The 21362-nt window shown below is 38.0% G+C and carries 17 protein-coding genes and 1 pseudogene; 4 read left to right on the forward strand and 14 right to left on the reverse strand.

Translation table 11 applies throughout. The annotated features are described in order from the left end of the window. Positions 1-4 precede the first annotated feature (4 nt). The 6 genes from J582_RS10255 to J582_RS10280 all read right to left on the reverse strand — a co-directional run bounded on the left by J582_RS10255 (position 5) and on the right by J582_RS10280 (position 7529). Complete coding sequence (locus tag J582_RS10255) at positions 5-3139, reverse strand: efflux RND transporter permease subunit (protein ID WP_023187999.1); 3135 nt, start codon at positions 3137-3139, stop codon at positions 5-7. Between the two features lie 17 nt (positions 3140-3156). Continuing rightward, complete coding sequence (locus tag J582_RS10260; RefSeq protein WP_023188000.1) at positions 3157-4626, reverse strand: efflux RND transporter periplasmic adaptor subunit; 1470 nt, start codon at positions 4624-4626, stop codon at positions 3157-3159. Positions 4627-4639: 13 nt separating this feature from the next. Further along, positions 4640-5839 carry a TolC family protein gene (locus J582_RS10265; RefSeq protein ID WP_023270954.1) on the reverse strand — a complete coding sequence of 400 codons (1200 nt, stop codon included), beginning with the start codon at positions 5837-5839 and terminating at the stop codon, positions 4640-4642. Between the two features lie 49 nt (positions 5840-5888). After that, on the reverse strand, positions 5889-6332 hold the full coding sequence (locus tag J582_RS10270; RefSeq protein WP_023188002.1) for a hypothetical protein: 444 nt from the start codon (positions 6330-6332) through the stop codon (positions 5889-5891). Positions 6333-6416: 84 nt separating this feature from the next. Continuing rightward, complete coding sequence (gene fdx, locus J582_RS10275) at positions 6417-6758, reverse strand: ISC system 2Fe-2S type ferredoxin (protein WP_023188003.1); 342 nt, start codon at positions 6756-6758, stop codon at positions 6417-6419. A gap of 90 nt (positions 6759-6848) precedes the next feature. Further along, entirely contained in the window at positions 6849-7529 is a 681-nt protein-coding gene (locus J582_RS10280; RefSeq protein ID WP_023188004.1) for a DUF305 domain-containing protein, read from the reverse strand. A gap of 487 nt (positions 7530-8016) precedes the next feature. Here J582_RS10280 and J582_RS10285 point away from each other — a divergent pair, with 487 nt between their 5' ends. Further along, positions 8017-9120 (forward strand): hypothetical protein, encoded by a 1104-nt coding sequence (locus tag J582_RS10285; RefSeq protein WP_001289337.1) that lies wholly within the window; start codon positions 8017-8019, stop codon positions 9118-9120. Here J582_RS10285 and J582_RS10290 read toward each other — a convergent pair. The 6 genes from J582_RS10290 to J582_RS10315 form a co-directional block, all read right to left on the reverse strand. Then, positions 9109-9747, reverse strand: coding sequence for a hypothetical protein (locus J582_RS10290; RefSeq protein WP_000530048.1), 639 nt, complete (start codon positions 9745-9747; stop codon positions 9109-9111). The two genes, J582_RS10285 and J582_RS10290, sit on opposite strands and share 12 nt — an antisense overlap. A gap of 68 nt (positions 9748-9815) precedes the next feature. Next, a complete protein-coding gene (locus J582_RS10295) occupies positions 9816-11231 on the reverse strand; it encodes a hypothetical protein (RefSeq protein WP_032047826.1) in 1416 nt (471 codons plus the stop codon). Between the two features lie 19 nt (positions 11232-11250). Beyond that, positions 11251-12342: a TniQ family protein gene (locus J582_RS10300; RefSeq protein ID WP_000622362.1), complete on the reverse strand. Its 1092-nt coding sequence runs from the start codon at positions 12340-12342 to the stop codon at positions 11251-11253. A 19-nt stretch (positions 12343-12361) separates the two neighbouring features. After that, positions 12362-13213, reverse strand: coding sequence for a TniB family NTP-binding protein (locus J582_RS10305; RefSeq protein WP_000073961.1), 852 nt, complete (start codon positions 13211-13213; stop codon positions 12362-12364). Next, positions 13210-15099 carry a Mu transposase C-terminal domain-containing protein gene (locus J582_RS10310; RefSeq protein WP_032047827.1) on the reverse strand — a complete coding sequence of 630 codons (1890 nt, stop codon included), beginning with the start codon at positions 15097-15099 and terminating at the stop codon, positions 13210-13212. Before J582_RS10310 ends, J582_RS10305 begins: the two co-directional genes overlap by 4 nt. After that, complete coding sequence (locus J582_RS10315; RefSeq protein WP_032047828.1) at positions 15096-15791, reverse strand: heteromeric transposase endonuclease subunit TnsA; 696 nt, start codon at positions 15789-15791, stop codon at positions 15096-15098. Before J582_RS10315 ends, J582_RS10310 begins: the two co-directional genes overlap by 4 nt. A gap of 114 nt (positions 15792-15905) precedes the next feature. Here J582_RS10315 and J582_RS10320 point away from each other — a divergent pair. Then, a pseudogene (locus J582_RS10320) lies at positions 15906-16556 on the forward strand (ATP-binding protein); the annotation flags it as partial. 29 nt (positions 16557-16585) lie between these two features. On the opposite strand, the gene J582_RS10325 reads toward J582_RS10320, so the two are convergent. After that, complete coding sequence (locus J582_RS10325) at positions 16586-18010, reverse strand: PLP-dependent aminotransferase family protein (protein WP_032047829.1); 1425 nt, start codon at positions 18008-18010, stop codon at positions 16586-16588. Between the two features lie 111 nt (positions 18011-18121). On the opposite strand from J582_RS10325, the gene J582_RS10330 reads away from it, so the two are divergent. Together J582_RS10330 and J582_RS10335 are read left to right on the forward strand one after the other, a co-directional pair. Further along, positions 18122-18898, forward strand: a complete 777-nt coding sequence (locus J582_RS10330) for an aldolase (protein WP_031982186.1) — start codon at positions 18122-18124, stop codon at positions 18896-18898. Between the two features lie 15 nt (positions 18899-18913). Further along, a complete protein-coding gene (locus J582_RS10335) occupies positions 18914-19792 on the forward strand; it encodes a dihydrodipicolinate synthase family protein (protein ID WP_002048953.1) in 879 nt (292 codons plus the stop codon). 42 nt (positions 19793-19834) lie between these two features. On the opposite strand, the gene J582_RS10340 is transcribed toward J582_RS10335, so the two are convergent. Then, positions 19835-20656, reverse strand: a complete 822-nt coding sequence (locus J582_RS10340) for a TorF family putative porin (protein ID WP_002048960.1) — start codon at positions 20654-20656, stop codon at positions 19835-19837. Between the last annotated feature and the right edge of the window lie 706 nt (positions 20657-21362).

A 21362-nucleotide genomic window follows, 5' to 3' on the forward strand; every position in this document is an offset into this window, starting at 1 on the left:
TTCCCTAAACCTGTTGCTCAGAGAAATTTTCTACTTCTGCTTTACGCTTGGCTCTTTGATTGAACCAGACATACAAGGTAGGCAGAATAATCAATGTAAGTAATGTGGAAGAAATAATCCCGCCAATAACTACAGTTGCGATTGGGCGTTGAACCTCTGAACCAATGCCGACATTTAACGCCATTGGAATAAATCCCAGAGAAGCAACCAGAGCCGTAATTAATACAGGTCTTAATCTTTCTAAAGCACCATGCTTTACCGCATCAACCAAACTTTGACCTTGAGCTTGCAAGCGTTGAATTGCGGTGACTAAGACCAATCCATTTAATACCGCCACACCTGAGAGGGCAATAAAGCCCACAGCAGCAGAGATTGAAAGTGGAATATCCCTTAATGCTAAAGCGATGACACCACCAGTTAATGCAAATGGCACACCAGTAAAGACCAATAAACTATTACGAATATTCCCTAATGCCATGTAAATCATGGTAAAGATTAATAATAGTGCTACAGGTACAATAATCATCAAACGATTAGTAGCAGACTGCATCTGCTCAAATGTACCGCCCCAAGACATCCAGTAACCTTCTGGTAATTTGAATTGGGAATCTACTTTGGCTTGAGCTTCAGCAATATAACTACCCATATCTGTTCCACGTACATTGGCAGTGATGACTATTCGGCGTTTACCATTTTCACGAGAAATCTGGTTTGGACCTTGAATGGTTTTTAACTCAATCAAATCGGACAACAGTACACTTGACCCATCTGGCAAACGCATTGGAATTTGATAGAGTTTTTCCAGATTACTGACCGCACTTTCTTCCATTCTAACGACAATATCGAACTTTCTATCACCCTCAAACATTCTGCCTGCGGTTTGCCCAGTAATCAGACTAGATACTTTATTTTGAACATCTTCAGCATCTAAACCATAATTGGCAATCATGTCCCGCTTAAGTTCAATAGAAACCATTTGTAGACCAGACATTTGTTCAACTTTTAAATCGGCAGTTCCATTAACAGTTTCAAGGATATCTGCGACTTCATTGCCAAGTTCCAACAGTTGTTCCAAATCATCACCTGAAATTTTTACAGCAACATCCGTACGTACACCAGAAATCAACTCATTAAAACGCATCTGAATGGGTTGGGTGAACTCGTAGTTATTGCCATAAACACCTTTTGAAACTCGTTCGATTTCTGCCACGACATCAGCTTTCTCCTTGTTAGGATTCGGCCACTCCCTACGGAGCTTTAACACGACATAGTTATCTGCCACATTAGGTGGCATAGGATCTGTTGCAATTTCGGCTGTTCCAATTTTGGCAAAAATCGATTTCACCTCTGGTATCTTTTGGATTTCTCGTTCAAGTGCATATTGCATTTCGATTGCCTGGCTTAGTGATGTTCCAGGAATACGTAATGCGTGTAATGCCACATCACCCTCATCCAACGATGGAATAAACTCTGAACCAAGACGAGTAGACAAACTGGCAGTAAATACAAAGAAACCTGCTACACAAGCAACCAGTATCAGTCGATGGTTAAGTGACCAGTCCAGAACAGGGTGATAAAACTTTTTAATGCCATGAACAATTTTGGACTCTTCATCTTTTACTTTGCCTGTGGTAACTAATGCAATCATGGCAGGGACAAAAGTAATCGAGAGAATCATCGCTGCAAGTAATGCCATCACCACTGTTGCTGCCATTGGCGTGAACATTTTTCCTTCAACACCTGTCAGCGTCATCACAGGTAGATAAACCAGAATAATGATAAGCTGACCATAAAGAATGGCTTTTCTAGATTCTTTGGTGGCATCAAATACTGTGGCAAATCGTTCCTGTCGAGTTAGTACTCTCCCTAACTCTTTCTGTTTTAAAGCAAGTTTTGCCAGAGATGCTTCGACAATAACCACAGCACCATCAACGATAATCCCGAAGTCCAATGCCCCAAGACTCATTAGATTGGCACTGATTTTCTGATTGACCATGCCTGTAATGGTCATCAACATGGATAATGGAATGACCATTGCTGTAATAAGTGCGGCACGGAAATGCCCAAGAAAGATAAATAGAACCACAATCACAAGGATTGCACCTTCTAACAGATTCTTTTTAACGGTTTCAATTGTTGCATCAACCAGTGTAGTACGGTTATAAACAGCTTTCGCTTCCACACCTTCTGGTAGTGACTTCTGGACTTCCTGTAATTTTTGATCTACAGCATGGGCGACACTACGAGAGTTCTCTCCAATGAGCATGAATGCTGTACCCAATACAATTTCCTGACCATTCTTGGTCGCTGCACCTGTACGCAATTCACTTCCGATAGATACTTCTGCAACATCATTTAAACGCAGGATATAGCCATTACTTGTCGTAATTGGAATACTCTTGATTTGCTCAATTGATGTGATTTGTGAATCTGAACGCAGTAGATATTGCTCACCATTTTTTTCAATATAACCAGAACCTTTGTTCATGCTATTTTTTGAAATAGCTTCAACAATTACCTGTTGGTCTAAGCCGATACTCCGCAAATAAGGATAATTAGGACGTACCACAAATTGTTTTACATAGCCACCAATGGTATTGATTTCATTGACACCCTCAACATTTCGCAGTTGTGGCTTAATCACCCAATCCTGCAATGTCCTTAAATCCGTAGCTGACATTGGATTTGGATTATTGGGTGTATTCTCAACGGTATACATAAAGATTTCGCCAAGTCCTGTAGACACAGGTCCCATTGAAGTGGAAATACTACTTGGCAGACTTGGTACAATACCCTGAAGCCTTTCATTCACCAATTGGCGGGCAAAATAAATATCTGTACCTTCTTTAAAGATAACAGTGACTTGTGATAGTCCATATCTTGACACCGAACGGGTATAGTTAAGATTGGGGATACCTGCTAGGGCTGTTTCAATTGGAAAGGTCACCTGAGTTTCCATTTCCAGTGGTGAGAGTCCCTGAGCCTCGCTGTTAATTTGTACCTGAACATTTGTAATATCAGGGACTGCATCAATCGGCAGTTTGAAATAGTTATAGACACCAAATGCCCCAATAAACAAAAATACAATCAATACGAACCAACGGTTCTTGATTGACAGTTTTACAATCTGGTCAAACATGTTCGCTACTCCTGCTTTTAATGGTCATGAGAAGCGCCAGATTTACCCAGCTCTGCTTTTATGAGATAAGAATTACCTGCTGCATATTTTTGTCCAACTTTTAAACCCGATTTGACCTCAACAAATCCATTGAATTTCTCACCCAACTCAAGTGGACGAACTTCAAAGTCATCACCAACACGAAGAAAAACCACGTCCCAGTCACGATAGGTTTGTAGTGCATCTTCACGCACCACCATCGGTTTCATGGATTGACTTTCAAAGATTTGTGCTGAAATCAACTGACCTGAACGCCAGTTAAACTGATTCGGAATTTCAACAAAGGCTTGAGCAGTACGAGTTTTAGGGTCAATCACATCACTGATATATTTGATGCGCCCCAATGCTTCTTCCGAAGCTGTTGTCTGTGATTGGATGGTGACTTTATTACTTGTTTTCACCACATTCAATTTATCAGCAGGAATATTCACTACTGCTAAAAGTTGTGAAGTGTTGGCAATTTTAAACATCGGAGTAGATGGGTTAACATTTGTGCCAATGGCACTTAGAATTTCCAGCACTGTGCCTGACATCGCGGCACGTACTTCAATCATTCCATTGCCAGAACCACCATAAGAGTTAATGATGTTACTTAACTCATTGACACGAACATGGGCATTATCAAATTCACGTTCGGCATTAATATAGTCAATTTCAGGGGAAACACGTTTCTGCCATAAAGCCCGTTCTTGCTCCATTTTTTTACGTGTAAACTGCAAGGTATCCTGAGCGATAGTACGTTCAGCATTTAGACGAATCACATCCTGACTTTGTACGGTTGCCAATAAGTCACCCTTACTGACCTTATCACCAATCGTACGATAGGTTTTAACCAGTGTGCCACTTGCTTTAGGGGTAATAAAACTCTCAAAATTGTCTGGAAATTTAAGTTCACCTTTAAGCTGTAAGCTATTTTCAAACATCATAGGCTGAACAGTTAATACTTCGAGTCCACTACTTTTTAGACTGGCATCAGGAATATTGGTACGACCCTCTTTGGTGTCCCACCTCCATGTATGCTTTTTACCTTGATATTCCACATTGATCATCATCAAAAATGAATGTGGTTCATAAATCACTTCATTTCCAATCAGATAGTCACTTTCAGGTACAAAGCTAATATTTTGTTCCGCATCAAGACGCTTGATGAAAATATTTGCAGTCAGTTCTTGAGGCTTTAAGGGCTTATCCTTGAAATAGCCATATACACGTAAATGAGGTTCAACACCTTCCTCAAAAATCTTAACTTCCGTAGAGAAATCGCCATCTCGATATAAACGTCCACCATGTTGGCCTTTTTCATCACCTGCAACTGCAACGCTTTCCTCTACCGTTTCACCTGAATTCGCCTTTGGTTTATTACCTGTCTTATACCAAGCAATCGCACACAGGATAATCAGTAATGCAACAACACCTGTTGCAATTAAAGTATTGGTGGTTTTATTCATGTTTGTGTTCCCCCTATTCCTGTTCTAAATTGGTGACGTAGTTTTTCTCAATCTCTGCAATTTGATTTTGCAAAGCCAACCACAGGTCATAACGGGCTAACTGTTTATCCAACCAAATTTGCTTATTACTATTAAATTCCAATAGGGAAGTCTTGCCTGCCTGATAGCCCAGTTCAGCAATACGTAAACTTTCATTGGCTGCGGGTAATACCGTGCTGTCATATTGCTTGATTGCATCAATCAGGTTTGAAATCTCAACCGATTTATTTTCCAATTCAATTTTAGCGTTACGATTTGCCCAGACAGATTGGGTTTCTGCATTGGCTTGGGTAGCTTGAGCAATGGCAATATTGCCTTTATTACGATTGAAGACAGCGAGGGGAATTGAGGTGGAAACTAAAAATACCTTGTCACTGGTTTCCTGATAATTTCGGACACCAACACCCAATGTAATATCAGGTACGGCCTCTCTTTTTGCCAATTCAAGTTGTGTTTTTGCCAACTGTGTTTTTAAGACACTTTCCTGTTCCAATAAACTGACACGATTGGAAAAGTTAATATCTAGAGGCACTTCAATGGCTTGATTTGGCAAATCAGGAAGATACTTAGAGCAGAGGTTTCTCTGATATTGAATCCTCTTTAACTCATTTTGATGACGTAAAGCTGATTCTGCTGACAATGCCGAACTTAACTGGACATCAGAGGGAATCACTCGACCGAATTTTAACTTTTCAGTGAGTACATTGACTTGTCGCTTATACAAACTACTTTCAGTTGAAAAAATTTCAGCACGCTGGGTTGCAACATACCAGTTTGACAGACAAGTCCTTAATTCTGATTTAAGTTCTGCCTGACGTTTTACAATCTCAAACTGATTATTGTTGCCCTGAAATCCTGCCAGTTGTTTACGTAACTGTAACTTATTATTTAAGGGAATATCTTGAGAAAGCCCAATCATGGTAGTAGGGCCATCAAGTTCTTTAAGCTTGGAATTTCCTAAATTATCCAGCTCCATATTAAAAGTTGGATTGTTCAATCGCCCAGCATATTGTTGATTGATATCATACGCAGACTGAGATTGTTGCAAACTCTTGAGAATTACATCATTTGCTAATACCTGTTGTTGTAGTCGGGCATAATCTTGCTCTGCAAAAGCAGGTGCTGCCATGACTACCAAACCACAGGTAAGAAATATCTGATAAATTTTAGACATGACTTTACCTATACAAAAAAAATGAAAAATTATTTTTTGTATAGAAAAATCAATTACGTAAAACGATTAAAGCTTTTGTATAAGTATAAGAGTTACTAATAAAAGATTGCCTTTTCCTAAATCCAAAAGACCTAATAGGTATTTCAAAAAAACTAAGAAAAAGTAGTATAAGAGGTAGGGCAAAGCTCAAGAAGAATACAGGATCAAGAGCAAAATGTTCTTGAATCGTAATAGGCTTAACTGAATGTTGTAAAGCAGATTGATCATAACTTTTCCAATTATGATTTTTTGTATCTTCCTGAGAAATTTGATTATCATGATGAACTAGAGTCCAGTGACTTATATCTCCAGACACAATAGAAATATTTAGATCATGGTGATGGTCTAAATTTTTAGCAATTACAGGCGCCCATGTATAAACACCCGTAGTTGTTATTGAAAACAAAAACAGGACAAATACAAGAATAAGTTTTATGAACTTATTATTTGACATACTGACCAGATTCACCTTTTATCTGTACCAAGAATACTTAATCAAGTTTCAAAAGTAAATGTCTTAAAAACAAACTAGAAACACTTATTCATGATGATCTGAAATATAGTTTACCGTGTATTTGGGGATTTCTACTTCCAAGTTTTCATCTTGGACTTTAACCTGACAAGATAGTCTTGATTCAGCCGTAAGCCCCCAAGCACGATCCAGTAAGTCAGCCTCTACATCATCCATTTCTTCCAGACTATCAAACCCTTTTTTCACGACAACATGACATGTTGTACATGCACCTGATAAATCGCAGGCATGTTCTATGGGAATGCCATGATCCAATAAACTTCGACATAAATTACTTCCACTTTCAATTTCAAGTTCCGCACCCTGTGGACAAATCTTTTCATGCGGAAGAACTATAATTTTTGGCATATAACATAATCCTCAATTCATCAAATTTATAGATAAAACAAGGGGCTTTAAAAAGCCCCTCATTTAAAAGAACATCGAATAGAGAAGTATCTACTTATGTTTACTTAACCATTCATTCATCATCTTGATTTCTGATTCCTGGGCAGAGATAACATCTTCAGCAAGCTGACGCACTTCTGGATCAGAACCGTATTGAAGAACTACTTTAGCCATATCAATTGCACCTTGATGATGGGGAATCATGCCTCTCATGAAATCAACATCAGCATTTCCTGTAAATGGAACCATCATATCTGCGTGCATTTCATCATTGACCTTAATGTATGCTTGAGTTGATGGGCTATCTTCATTTTTGCTGTCAGAATGATTTTTATTTTTTGCCAACCATTCATTCATCATCTTGATTTCTGACTCCTGGGCAGAGATAACATCTTCAGCAAGCTGACGCACTTTTGGATCAGAGCCGTATTGAAGAACTACTTTTGCCATATCAACCGCACCCTGATGGTGAGGAATCATACCCAACATAAAGTCAGTATCTGCATTTCCCGTGAAATCAATACCCATTCCGCTGTGCATACGAGTATTTACTTCCATATAGGCATTTGTAGATGGATTATCTGTTTTAGCTGAACCATTCATATCATGGTGCATTGAATGGCTTTCATGTTTATTCTCACTCATTGAATTATCCTTTGGAGCGTCAGAAGAGGAACACCCCGCACTAAATACAATCGCACCGATCATTAACATTGGAACAAAGCGTTTCATGGAGTTATCCTCTTACTACAATTATGAAAAAATAATGGGTAATAAGCTCGGAAGTTATTCTTTCCTATCAGGTACATCATTACCCTTGATGTAGTAACTCTATTCTTTCCAATTATGGTAAGGTCAACACCTAATCAAATAAAAATAATTAAAAAATAAAACAATTAAAAACAAATACTTAAATACAATTAACTCCGTAGTGAGTCACAATAATCAATAGAATTAAAAAAATCACCTCCAATCACAAATAATATTTTTATATAAATATAAATGTGATATGTGTTTTCATGGTTTCACAATTATTTATTTGATTATTGGATGCACTACAAAAGACTACAAACATTCTCAAACTTTATACTTAAAAATTATCTTACTTCTCATCTTAAATTTGAGCATTTATGACAATAAAACCTTATTTATTAAAACCTTAAAATAATTATTAAGGTATAATTATTTTAACCATAACTACTATTTTTTGAGTTTCACAATGTCTGAAATTGATTTTTATAAAAGATTGAACAGATTAGAGAAAAGACGAAAAGGTACTGACCTTACATACAATGCTTTTGATAGTGTAACAGCAGGCGTAACTTCATTTAATGAGTTTGATGAATTAAAACGTACAATAGAAAAATGGCAGATTGTATCAGACAAACCATCTATCCGTTATGCAGTAGGAGCAATGCAAGAAGTTAGTAAACGTTACACAGAAATCAGTATTGAAACTGCTAAAAGAATTGAAAAACAATTAGAGCCTAGGCTACTAAATAATCATAACATTGTCACAGAATACAGATTACAAGGGTCAGTTCCCCTAAATATTCATATCAAAGGTGTAAGTGATGTTGATTTACTTGTACTTAACAAATCACATTATCGTACAGAGGGTTATTTAGGTACTTTACGTCATGATGATATAAAAATATTAAGAGAACTCAGGAACGCGTGCACTTATGAATTAAGACAAGCATATCCTGCCGTAACAATTGATACTACTGGTGCTAAATCTATAACTTTAACAGGTGGATCACTTCCTCGGGATGTAGATGTTGTACCCTCTCATTGGGTAGAAACATATGAGTACCAACAACAAAAGCACCTTTATTTAAGAGGAGTCAATATTCTAGATAATAAAACTCCTACTACATTGATGAACTTACCTTTCAAGCATATTTTTTATATAGATTACAAATGTAAATACTATGCTGATGGAGGATTGAAAAAATCTATCCGCCTTTGTAAAACAATAAAAGCCGATTTAGTTGAAGAGGGCAAAGTAATTTACTTAAGTAGTTTTGATCTAGCCTCTATTATGTATCATTCCAATCTAGAAAATTTAAAGAAAGGTAGAACAAATGCTTTAGCAATAGTTCTTGAAACAAAAAGATTTTTTGATTATCTGTATCATAACCCAAACTATAGAAATAGCTTATATACACCTGATATGACCAGAAAAATATTTGATAGTTATCAGAAAGAAACCTCTCTCACAACAATGAGCATTGCCTTAGATAAACTCGTTACGGAAATACGTAAAGATTTGGGTTACCTATATGACGAAACCATTGGCTCTTATCCATTAGTTATCTAATTTTTCCCATAACATTGTTCCCATGGTTCTTCGACCAGTAACATTATAATATTTAGCACTGGCACTTTTATTGTCTTTATGAAGTGTCAGCTCTACAAATCCTCGATGGATACGTAACTCTTCATGATCTAAATCTTTTGGTTTGTTTTCATAACTATAAAGAACTTTGTATTCTTCAATTTCGTCATAAATAATTGCAGCAGAAATACTGTCAGATGTGGAAAATTCTGTTTCTAATCTGATTCTTACTTTATCCCAACTTTGTAAAATTGTTACTTTTCCAATCCACTCTCTATTGTGCTTAATCATTTCAGAATTTTCTTCTTGGTAATCAGAGATACCTTTACATGACCATTCTCCCGAAATATCAGGATATTTCAGAATCTTGAAAAATAAACCTGTTTTCCATATCCATTTATCAAATAGAAAATAAAAAGTAAGAAATAATAAAGCAGTGATAGCACTAGAAATGATGACATTCCAATAAGGAGACAATCCACCCAAGAACTTCAGTAAAAAGTAAATCAATATCCAAGATATAAACGTAGCAAGTGAATAAACATATTTCCCTGCATGAGACCTATTGAATCCATTATGAACACAATATTCATGACCTAATTGCCCCATACATACCCTCTGGAAGCCCAAAATTCAGTTTTAACTTTATGTAGCTACATTAGCGTTATATGGTCCAGTTATACAAGCAATTTAGGTATCCAATATTGCTGATCACCAAACCTCACTTCAAAGCCATCATTCAGCCCCCTATAATTAATACTATCCATTTGATTAAAAAAGGATTTATCCAAATTATGAAAATACATCAATCCTAACTTTATCCACTCTAGTTCATTAAAATTTTCCTCTGGGGCTTTCATGATGGCCAACAATTGTTTTTCCAGTTTCTTCATATTACTTTTTTCTGTTATTTTTTCATCTAGTACCCATGACGTATCAAGGTTCGTATCATAATTCTTGTTTAAAAAATTAAGAAAGCCAACAATAGCGCAAGCTTGTCCAGGGGACTTAAATAAGTAATATTTTACATGCCACATTGTTGGTAAATCTAATCGTGATTGACTTACCAACAGCATTAAAGCAGATGCTGGTTTCATGGCTAAACGGGCAGAACGTATACTCGTTTTCCCTAAATCCATTTTATTTATTAAAACCTGATAATAGTTCTGAAGAATTTGGGCTGAAAGCGATGAACCAGGACATGAGTTCGCCAGTTTTCTCAGTTGGTCAAATTCAGAACAGTGGCCTTTAGATTGGGTATCTATATGCAGGTGATGTACTGCAACCAACCACCGGATGGGCAGCTCATATTTGCGTAAACCACTTGTTCTTAGTCTATGTAATAAAGAGTCATTGTCTGGGATCTGATCTCTCCAAAGATCACTGGTCTTTTCAAAAAAATGAATATGTTTACGAATTAGTAATGCAGCCTTATGCGGTCCAACCTCATGATCAAGCCAATTCATATAATCTTTAAAGTAACCTTTGAGGCTTGGATTTACTAATGTATTAACCAGTTCCTTAATCCTATTCCCCAATATTCTTCGCCATGTACATAATTCACAGTATTTCCCATATCCAGCAGGAATCTGTTGCTGGCAAGTTAGACATTGAAGTGGTGGACAGGTCAAACATTTCTTACAAAGCATTTTGCCTGACACAACATCCTGTTCAATCAACCTATATCTTCTACAACTTTGGCATGTCTGGTAATCACGGGTTGCACACTTTGGGCAAACTCTTAAATTATCTCCAAAACGGCTGATACGAGATAAGCGTTGTGATGTCACACCACACCGTTCACAAGCTTGAAACTCTCTAAAATAAACTGAACAACTATTACAAACAGGGCCTTGCTCCGTTATTTTTCCTATAGGGTAATCAATACGCTGACATCTAATGCAAGGTCTATTGGTTTCACATTGTTGGCAAACGGCCAAGTTATCAGCTTTATATAATCTGGAACTTTTACCACACGACGGACAATCCTGTTTTTTAAAAACTCGTACATAGCACTTATGGCAATAGTTACGCTGTTTATAAAGTCGGTGTATCTTTTCAACCGCATCACCACATTCATCACACTGAGGCATGGTGTTGTCCCCCCAAAAGTTACCCTAGTTTTCTTTTTAATCTTAAAAACTTGCGTATTACAGTCTCCTTACTTTTAGGTTTAAAGGTAGCTACCAATGCTCTCTTTGGAGGGTAGTTCCGATAAATCGAGCCTAATTGTTCTTCAACAGGCCTTAATATGGCTGGCAACTGGTTTCTCTTATCCCAAAATGAAGACCTGTTCATATTTAAAGATTTTGCTGTTTCAATAAACTTTTCCTGGGGAATAATGAGTAATTGATAAATACAGGAAAATAGCCGTTCTCTCTCGGTAACTGGAAGTTGGTTAACAGCCAATCCATTCGATATAAGCTCAGGATGGGGCACCTGAATTCTGAGTTGTTCAAGAAAAGCCCATCCTTTTCCATTTACTGAGCCAGCTAAAGCTTTTCTAATAAATTGTGAAAATAACTTAATCACCGTTAACCAATCAGTTACTGAAATCAACTTGTCTTGATAGGTTGCACAGCCTTGTTCCAGGAATTGATCAAAGATTTTTTGGAATGCCAAGGCATGACAATCCACAAGGCTTTTATTAACCTCCAATAGACTTTTTTTACATATTGAACAGCAAGTCATAACCTGATCAGGGGCTTCAAGACGTCTAGGTTGAATAGCATTATGGCAATGAGGACATTGATCATGTAAATGCTGATTATGTTTTATACAACCTGTATGCCAGGCAAAACGCCAAGGCAGACGGAAATAGGCAACATTATCCTCAGATAGACACTCAGGACAATATTGCCAGCCACCTCGATGCTTACGGTTTCTTGTACCTAATACCAAGTACCATGCATCAAGAGTTTGATTATCCAGATTATATTTAATTAAAAAATTGCGAAGCGTAGCAGAATTAAATTGGCTTTCATCAATTTTTGTCGTATTGATCAATACCTGTACTTGCTCTGCACTTAAACCACGATCTACATCTACAGACCAGATTCGCCATTTGGGCCAAAGTACTCCAGTTAAACTTAATGGGTCACAACCACTGTCAAGTGCGGCACGTATCAACCAAGAAGATAATGCCTCATCTTGCTTTAAGTCCGTGGGAATAAACCATGAATGGATTTCTGTTGCACTTATCATACCTAGTCCTCCACATTGCTTATTTCACACTTTCTAGCAAGCTACGGTCGATAAACTCCTGACCAGAAACAACAGCTTTCTTTGCGGCGTCCCGTAAAATCGTTCGCAGATTACCTAAGTTTCCATCTGTAATATCATGCAGATATTTTACTGTTGCTGGTTCAGCCAGTTTTGAAGCCTGTTTGAGGGGAAGAACTTTCTCAAATTTATTTACCATAGCTTGAAAGTCTTTATCTAGTTTCCATAAGGGCAAATTAACCACACGAAAACGGCTGACATGCTGTGGATCAGTACGCAGAACACTAATTGCTTCTTCTGTACCAAACCCAACAATGGGTATCTGTGTTTCATTACACAAATACTTAATCGCATTCATTACTGTTCTTTGCTTAATCGGACTGCCACATAATAGAGAATTCATTTCGTCGATAATGAGGAGCTTTACCTCATAAAGTTTAAGGCAATGGACCACTTGGTAACGTAGCTTCGCAACGGGATCTCTTTCTCGAAAAGGAACCCAGAACTTATCAAGAATAGCCATATACAGAGCTTTTTCATCAGGGGAAACAGGTGCCTGTACAATGATTACAGGTTTTACTGCATTATTTTCTGCATTGACATAACCCTCCCCATACAGCTTAAAGAACTGGTTAATAATTGAGGTTTTACCATTATTTGGCTTACTCAATACCAGTAAGTTGGGCATACGGCTCCGCTTAGGAAGTGTCAGGAATCCTTTCAATTGGTCTAACAAGTCATTGGCTGCTGGATACCCAATCCATCGGTCCTCTTCCAGGAAGTAGAGTCTGTCCTCATTAGACTGTTCCACAATAGGGCGAAACTCTTGAAAAACATGTGAATAGTTACTCATGAAATATCCTCATCATTTTCCAGCTCATCGAGAGGCAATAAACCATATACGTTTTCAAGCTGTTGCTCCAAAATCGTACTCTCTTGTTGAGGTTTTTTGCCCTGAATTGAAGCAGGGTTAACACTCTGTTGATGTTGGGTACTGCGCTGATGTGATCTGCGAGCCCGTCGAGTTTTAGTACTTGCCTCCTGAACACGCTCCCGAAGTTTAGCTAGAGCCTGTCCAAGTTCATGATCTTTTAGATATTCGCCAGTTTCCTTTTTCAGTTCCTGAATCTTTTTGTGTTCCCAAATACTAAATGGTGGAATACTTTGATCCGCTAAAGGAACCTTAAAATAATTTTTGATTTCGGGATCAAAGAACCATATCTCACTAATATTTCTTGGATCACGCCTAAAGATAAATTTACGTTTTTCCTTTTGATTATCAGGGTCTACAGCATTAATCCAACCTCTTAGTACATCAGCATAATAAGCAAGACCATCAATTGTTACACCTGTTGTTTGAATCGTCCTTTCAAAACTTGGTAGAAAATCAAGAAAGAAATTATGATCATTTGCAGGCAATCTAGCAGCCCCAGAACCTAACGTGTTTTTATCACCAAAGATACCTAACTCAAAAGCATGTAGTGGAGAAGTACCTAAAGCAGAGTGTTTCCTTTTGTGGTAAACATTACAGATAAAATCAATCAGCCAGTCCTCAAATTCGGAGAATGTGAAAACTGCTTCCGCATCTGAGTTATAGCCTTTTCTTTCAAAAATATTTGAAAAAGTTGTTCCTGGAACTGCGTGAATATCGGTTGCAAATGTTCCCATCAAACGTTCAATGTGCCCGCCAAAACGTGGTTTTTTAACTGGTCGGTATTCCAGACGAATATCATGTGCCATACAAGCATTTCTGAAAGTTTCTGAGTGAAACTCAGGTCCATTATCGACATGAATGGTGTTCATAATTCCCCAGACAGGCCATTCAGCTTGAATCTTGCGCGAAGCTAGCCATTTCTCTTTGGGCAGTACAGCTTGAGAAACGCTCATTGCAATAGACATAACAGAGGGGGCATCTAATGATAAGTAATATCCCACAACTACCCTTGAACGCACATCAATTGCCAACGTAAGAAAAGGTCGTCCTATAGGACACCTGCTAAAATCATCAACCAGAATAAGATCAACAGGCGTATGGTCAATCTGTACGACGGCAAGTGGATAATCAGCATGAGGGAATTTCCCTGCGGCAGGTGTAAATTTGTTATCGGCCTTTTCCTTATGTCCCCTCTTACGAAGAGAGTCTCTCTGGCTAATCGCTGCAATACGATTTCTTACTGTATTGGCATGAGGCACCTCTAGGATATGGTATTCATGACATAAGCGTTTCACTTCAAGTACAACTTTTTGAACACTTATTCTTTGATTAGTTAGGTATAAATCCTTGATGGCTTTTTCAATGATTGCTTCAGCATGTTTATTAATTATCTTCTTGCCTTGTGGCAATCCCTCTTTTCTGGGCCGCAATCCATCAATAGTTCCATATGCCTTATAGATTTTTAACCATCTATAGATAGTGGCTGGATTAATATCATGTTCTTGGGCTCGTAACTCTACTTCCTTACGACCACTCACGCCTCCCTCAATGAAAGGACGGATGATGTTGAAACGTCTTTCAGCCTCAATCCAGTCTTTATCAGCGATGAGCTCTAGATCTTCATGCTGTTCCACAGCTATTGACGGCCTTAATTCACTGATAGCCGCAATATTTTTCCTACCTGTATTATTGTTTTCAACAAAAACTGATTTCAGGTCAATGACTTCAATAATCGTATGAGGAATCCCTTTTATCTGAACAGGTTCCCCAGCAGCTATTTTGATATTCACACGTCTATCATTCATGACAAACTCCCACTTACCCAGAGTTCAGTAGATGGCTGTAAAGGTGCACTTAAATCGCAAACCAGATAACCATGAGCAACTAAATACCAGATTTGACTAATTCCATTTGCTCGGTCCCATTTGCCAAGAAAATGTCTGGCTAATAGAGTCTCAAAAGTTACTACTTCTCGATCTCTCACATAATCCAATAAGTGCTTTGAATCAGCAGGGGGAAATTCCATCTTTCGGTACTTTTGTAAAAACATGGCATTCGACCATAACTGGTCCCGAATACGACCCTCATGTGCAATATGAAATTTCCAACCCTCTTCTTTGCATACCCTCATGGCAGCACGATATCTAGCTTTCCATAGATGTAAATTAAGTTGCAATTCATCTGTAGGTTTTACTTCAACCAGTTTAGGTGCAATAAATGGAAGAAAATCATCATGCTTATAAGTTACCAGGTAGTCAGGGGTGTAAACTCGTTTCTGCCCATTATCAAAATACTCAATCGTAAAGGGTTGAGATTCAACAGCAAGAACATTAGGGTCAACCTCTAATCGAATGAGAAAATCGCGTTCCAGTGTTGATTCAAAGGCCACTGCCGAATCTTTTTTAAAAGGGTATAAACCAGATACACTAATCCGTGTATTACCAATTTTTCTTCGAGCTGGTACGATGTTAACGGTGTCGCATGATTGATTGTTCATTCTGGGTTCCGTTGCATAGTTCTTTATAAAATTTGTCGCATAGTTATTTGTAAAAGGCAGTCTAAGTCATTGACCCTAGCTCATATTGTCGCATAGTTCTTTGGAAATGACAGCGGCTCACACCCTAAACCGGGTGAAATTACATTATCCCATTTAGGTGTTCTATTCTTAGATGAATTGCCCGAGTTTGATCGCAAAGTATTAGAAGTCTTACGCCAGCCGCTCGAGTCAAAAGAAATTATTATTTCTCGTGCAGCCCGGCAAATTACTTATCCTGCAAACTTTCAGCTCATTGCAGCCATGAACCCCTGCCCATGTGGTTATGCATTTAATCAAGACAGTCGTTGTCAGTGTTCACCAGAGAGTATTAAACGTTATCAAAATCGTATATCAGGACCTTTACTTGACCGTATCGATTTACATATTGATGTACCACCTTTAAAAGCTCAGGAACTACAAGATCCAACGCCTGTTGAAGGTTCTACGGCTGTAAGACAGCGTGTAATTTCAGCTTATGAACAACAAATGCAAAGACAAAATTGTTTAAATCAAGCGCTTTCGCCTAAACAATTAGAGCAGTTCGCTATTCTGGATGACACGTCACAGCGAATGATTGAAATGGCTCAACAGCGTTTAAATCTATCAGCTCGTGCTTATCATCGTGTTTTACGGGTTGCTCGTACCATTGCCGATTTGTCTCAAAGTGAGATGATTCAAAGTCCTCACCTTACAGAAGCTCTCTCCTATCGAGGCAATCATTCTTAAAATAAAACAGCGGATTATGTGTCCGCTGTTCATTTATTTCTATTAAGAATATTGTTTAAGTTTTCAATTAAAGCCGTAATTTCTTTCTCTGATAAAGCTGCAAAACCGAAGCGGATACTATGATTAGGGTGTTCTCCCTGTTTAAACTTATGCTCTGTATCAATATTGAGTTCTTTTAACTTTATAAGCTGATCTTGAGTAAATGGTTTCTGGAACTTCACCCATAAAGCCATTCCGCCCGCAGGTGGTTGTATCTGAACAGACTCAGCAAAAACTCGCTGAAACTCAGCTAAGGCATGGTCACGGCGTAGTTGATATATTTTTTTCATTTTACGGATGTGTCGTTTGATCTCCCCTCGCTGCATTAAATCTGCTAACGCAAGTTCAGTAATGTTATTACCTTGCCGATCAATCAATAAAATATCTTCAGTAATGGATTGAATGATTGGTGAAGATGCCACGATGTAACCCAAGCGAATACCGGGTGCAAAAACTTTAGACAATGAACCCACATGAATGACTAATTCAGAATGAGGCAAACTTGCTAAGGGTGGCATAGGCCGACTGTCATAGTGAAATTCATGGTCATAGTCATCTTCAATAATATAAAAACCCCATTTTTTTGAAAGCTCTAAGAGTTGGAGACGACGGCTCATTGGCATAGTAACGGTTGTAGGGTACTGATGATGTGGCGTTGTATAAATTGCTGCAACCGAGTGTTTGTTTAAAATCCGTTCTAAATCTTCAAGGACAATACCTTGTTCATCTAATTTGACAGAAACGACCTGAAAACCATTTGATTGGAACGCTTTAAAAGCAGATGGGTAGTAAAGCTCTTCAACAACAATAACACCCTGCCGATTAGGTAATGCACGAGATGCAAGAAAAATTCCCATCTGACTACCACGTACAATACAAATTTCATCTTCAGCAACATTCATAAAGCGTTCCATCGATAACATTTGTTGTAAGGCTTGTCTTAGCTCAATCATTCCCCGCGGGTCGCCATAGCCCATGTACTGGTTTTGCGTAATTTTAATCAGTGCATGCCGATAGGCCCTCGAAAATAATTCGTATGGAATAAGACGTGGATCTGGTACACCATCGTTATGTGGACGTTGAATCACTTCTTGAATAATTGGCTTCTCATTAACTTTTCGCTCAGCTACTGACTCTATTTGAAGCTGTTTTTCAGGCAAAACATCTGCCACAAATGTGCCTTTTCGGGGCCGAGTCACCAACCATCCTTGTGCCTCTAGTTCCTCATAGACTGCTTGTACGGTTTTCCGATTAATTCCTAGTTCTTTTGACAAGCTACGAGACCCCGGCAACATAGTCCCCTGCCCTAAACGGCCACTTAAAATTTCCTGACTAATCAAGTTAGTTAGCTTTAAAAAAACTGTTTTTTCTTCTCTCTCATCGATACGAAAATGTACTTGCCAAGGTCTTAACATATTCGCCCCATCTGGACCATATAACTTATTAAAACTGGATGTATTGATTCATCCAGTTGTTTTCTATTCTGCCTCCACCTACTTAATTTGGTCAACTGGACTGGAGAAAAGATGAAGACTGTTTCTGTAAATAAACAAGAGCTGATGCAACACGCACAGCAAAACATGCAAAAGTGGATAAGCGACTCAGATTTAACTGATCGTCAAAAGCTTGCACTCACTTGTCGTATTTTATTTGATCATGGTCATGATGCTGGTTTAGCGGGACAAATTACTTGCCGTAGTGAAAATAAAGAAACTTTTATTACTCAGCGTTTCGAATTAGGTTTTGATGAAATTACTGCTTCAAACTTACTTGAAGTAAATCAAGATCTAGAACCCATCAATCAAGAAGGAATGGCAAACCCAGCCAACCGTTTTCACACTTGGATTTATAAAGAACATCCAGAGGTGAATTGCATTATTCACACACATCCCACCCATGTAGCTGCTTTATCTATGCTACAGATTCCACTCATGATTTCTCAAATGGACGTCTGTGCACTTTACGAGGACTGCTCATTTGTAGGTCATTGGCCAGGTGTTCCTGTAGGTAATGAAGAAGGCATTTTGATTTCCTCTGCTCTGGGTAAAAACCGCGCTGTTTTGTTGTCTCACCACGGCCAACTGGTCACAGGAAAAACCATTGAAGAAGCATGTAACTTGGCTCTTTTAATTGAACGCGCAGCCCAACTGCAACTACTGGCAATGTCTGCCGGGCAAATTCAGCCTATCCCCCACAGTCTAGCAACAGAAGCACATGACTGGGTATCTAACGATAAACGCAACAAAGTGAACTTTGCTTACTACGCACGTAAAGCTTTGAAAAACCATTCTGACTGTATTTAAAAAGAGACTTCGACCATGAAACTAAAAGGCATTATTGGCTACCCTGTTACTTCATTTTCTGATGACAACACCATTAATCTTCCTGTTCTAAAACAAATGCTGAATTTGCTTATTGAAAATGGTTGCGATGCAATTGCACCTTTAGGCAGTACAGGCGAAAGCGCTTATCTTGAATGGGATGAATGGTGCTTAGTCGCAAAAACCTCAATTGAAAGCATTAATAAGCGCGTGCCTGTCATTATTGGAATTTCAGAACTCACCACTGATCAAGCCATCAAAAAAGCCCAGATCGCGCAAAGCTATGGTGCAGATGCACTTATGGTGATTCCTGTATCTTATTGGAAACTAACTGATCAAGAGATTTTTGAATATTATCAAGCGATTGCTCAGGCCACGAGTTTACCGATTATGGTGTATAACAACCCTGCAACCAGTGGCGTTGATATGTCTCCAGAGTTAATTGTGCGTATGTTTAACAACATCGCAAATATCACGATGGTAAAAGAAAGCAGCGGCGATATTCAGCGCATGCATAAAATTTATGAACTATCAAAAGGTGAACTTCCATTTTATAACGGTTGTAATCCTCTAGCTTTAGAGGCCTTATGTGCGGGAGCAAGCGGTTGGTGTACAGCAGCACCAAACTTGCTAGGTCAACAACCTCAACAGCTTATTCAACACGTCAAAAATGGTGAATTAGAGCAAGCTCAGAAGTCATTTTACCAACAACTTCCTGTCCTACGTTTTATTGTAACTGGTGGTTTGCCTAAAACGATTAAAGCAGGTTTACAGTTAAAAGGTATTTCTGCGGGGTCACCACGTAAGCCTTTGTCTAAAGCCACAAATATTGAGCTTAATCAGTTAAAACAACTACTTTCTGAAATAGAAAACTAATAAAAAAGCGGGTTTATTTACCCGCTTTTTTACAGCATAAACTTAGAAAGTTTTAGTTAAACTAAATACTAGACCGGCGTCATAAGGCTTTTTCTGAGCATCAGTCATACCAGAAGTGCTCACATCGGTACCCACTACGTCTAATTCAGCCAAAATACCTAAAATGTTACGGTTTACACCAACTTTATAATCGATATAGCTGTCGTCTGTACCAGGGCCGCCCGCAACTACGGCTAAAGCCTCTTTGTTTTTGAATTTGTTATAACCAACTGATGCAAGTCCAGTAAATCCAGTGTTTGCAATTGGTGCCGAATAACCTACGTTAAAATACCAGAACTGTTTAGAGTTCGCCCAGTAGTCATTTGAATAGTTAACGCCCACACTGAGTGCATCACCTTTAAATAAAGAGTCGGCAAACGTTAACTTACCGTAAACTTCATTAAAATCTAATCCATTTTTGCCATCGTAACCAATACCGTTACGGTCAAAACTATGGCCCGAACCAATGTAACCATAATGGATCACACCTACATCATAAGTTGGCGCAAGCTTATCGGATAACTTTAACGTATTGGTATAACCCAAAGCGACATCTGTTTCAGTTGAGTTACCTGTTACACCAAAATCAACACTTGAACCCCAAAGTGATAAATAAGCACCTGATTTATGAGAAAAAGTAAAACCACCTTGAATGGCAGGGTTATTTGAAGATTGTGTAACACCACGGAAACGATAATCTGTGGTTGCTGCTACGCTACCTGTTGTCGTGATTCCATAGAAAGATGGAGCACTTTCAGCCATAACCATGGTTGAACCTGCTGTGAGTACGCCGACTGCTACTGCTTTAAGTGCAAATTTCATCATTTTGATCTCCCCCACAATGAACGCACGATTTAATTGAATTAAACAAATTTTGTTACTTAAGCTTTAGCAATTGCTGTGCCAAGTCCATATTTCGTATCGCTGGGCTGCATAAGTTTTGAAATCAAATTCTTTTTAAAATGAAAATATCGCCTAACGCTCATAGAAATATATTTATAAAAAACAAATATATAAAATAGATTTATTACAAATCTAAAAATACTCAACATAGAAAAAACCCCTTATCGGAAATTAGTAACCGAGGTAAGAAGTATTCCTTTGATACGCGTAAATTTTCTATTTAGATCTAAAGTTGAGATATAAAAAGTATGTAAATTATTGAAGGCGGTAGATGAAATGATCTGTGATTGAGCATTTTTGCTTACTTCATTTCTGTATTTATTTCTGAGTTAAAGTCGATGAACTATTTTGGGTCTTTTTTAGGCACCAATATAAATAAAAAAAGTACTGCACAGAATTTATGCAAAATATCGCACTAGATTTGATCAGTTCAATTAAATTCTATTGGCTTATTATAACAATCGGTTCATATATACAGTACTTCTAAAAATAATGTTATACAGTAACAATTTATAAGTAGGCTTAAAATAAATCGTTGAAAAAATCAACTCAAAGCAAGGTTAAAAAGTAAACATATCCAGCAAAAAAGGATAAAAAATGAACACAAGAATCACGTATTTTTTGAAGT

This window comes from Acinetobacter sp. 1566109, from assembly GCF_000582255.1.
GTDB lineage: Bacteria > Pseudomonadota > Gammaproteobacteria > Pseudomonadales > Moraxellaceae > Acinetobacter > Acinetobacter nosocomialis.

Bases quoted from the DNA above. Each gene is read 5' to 3' on its own strand.
- J582_RS10255 (WP_023187999.1), bottom strand. From the start codon at position 3,139: ATGTTTGACCAGATTGTAAAACTGTCAATCAAGAACCGTTGGTTCGTA.
- J582_RS10260 (WP_023188000.1), bottom strand. From the start codon at position 4,626: ATGAATAAAACCACCAATACTTTAATTGCAACAGGTGTTGTTGCATTA.
- J582_RS10265 (WP_023270954.1), bottom strand. From the start codon at position 5,839: ATGTCTAAAATTTATCAGATATTTCTTACCTGTGGTTTGGTAGTCATG.
- J582_RS10270 (WP_023188002.1), bottom strand. From the start codon at position 6,332: ATGTCAAATAATAAGTTCATAAAACTTATTCTTGTATTTGTCCTGTTT.
- fdx (WP_023188003.1), bottom strand. From the start codon at position 6,758: ATGCCAAAAATTATAGTTCTTCCGCATGAAAAGATTTGTCCACAGGGT.
- J582_RS10280 (WP_023188004.1), bottom strand. From the start codon at position 7,529: ATGAAACGCTTTGTTCCAATGTTAATGATCGGTGCGATTGTATTTAGT.
- J582_RS10285 (WP_001289337.1), top strand. From the start codon at position 8,017: ATGTCTGAAATTGATTTTTATAAAAGATTGAACAGATTAGAGAAAAGA.
- J582_RS10290 (WP_000530048.1), bottom strand. From the start codon at position 9,747: ATGGGGCAATTAGGTCATGAATATTGTGTTCATAATGGATTCAATAGG.
- J582_RS10295 (WP_032047826.1), bottom strand. From the start codon at position 11,231: ATGCCTCAGTGTGATGAATGTGGTGATGCGGTTGAAAAGATACACCGA.
- J582_RS10300 (WP_000622362.1), bottom strand. From the start codon at position 12,342: ATGATAAGTGCAACAGAAATCCATTCATGGTTTATTCCCACGGACTTA.
- J582_RS10305 (WP_000073961.1), bottom strand. From the start codon at position 13,213: ATGAGTAACTATTCACATGTTTTTCAAGAGTTTCGCCCTATTGTGGAA.
- J582_RS10310 (WP_032047827.1), bottom strand. From the start codon at position 15,099: ATGAATGATAGACGTGTGAATATCAAAATAGCTGCTGGGGAACCTGTT.
- J582_RS10315 (WP_032047828.1), bottom strand. From the start codon at position 15,791: ATGAACAATCAATCATGCGACACCGTTAACATCGTACCAGCTCGAAGA.
- J582_RS10325 (WP_032047829.1), bottom strand. From the start codon at position 18,010: ATGTTAAGACCTTGGCAAGTACATTTTCGTATCGATGAGAGAGAAGAA.
- J582_RS10330 (WP_031982186.1), top strand. From the start codon at position 18,122: ATGAAGACTGTTTCTGTAAATAAACAAGAGCTGATGCAACACGCACAG.
- J582_RS10335 (WP_002048953.1), top strand. From the start codon at position 18,914: ATGAAACTAAAAGGCATTATTGGCTACCCTGTTACTTCATTTTCTGAT.
- J582_RS10340 (WP_002048960.1), bottom strand. From the start codon at position 20,656: ATGATGAAATTTGCACTTAAAGCAGTAGCAGTCGGCGTACTCACAGCA.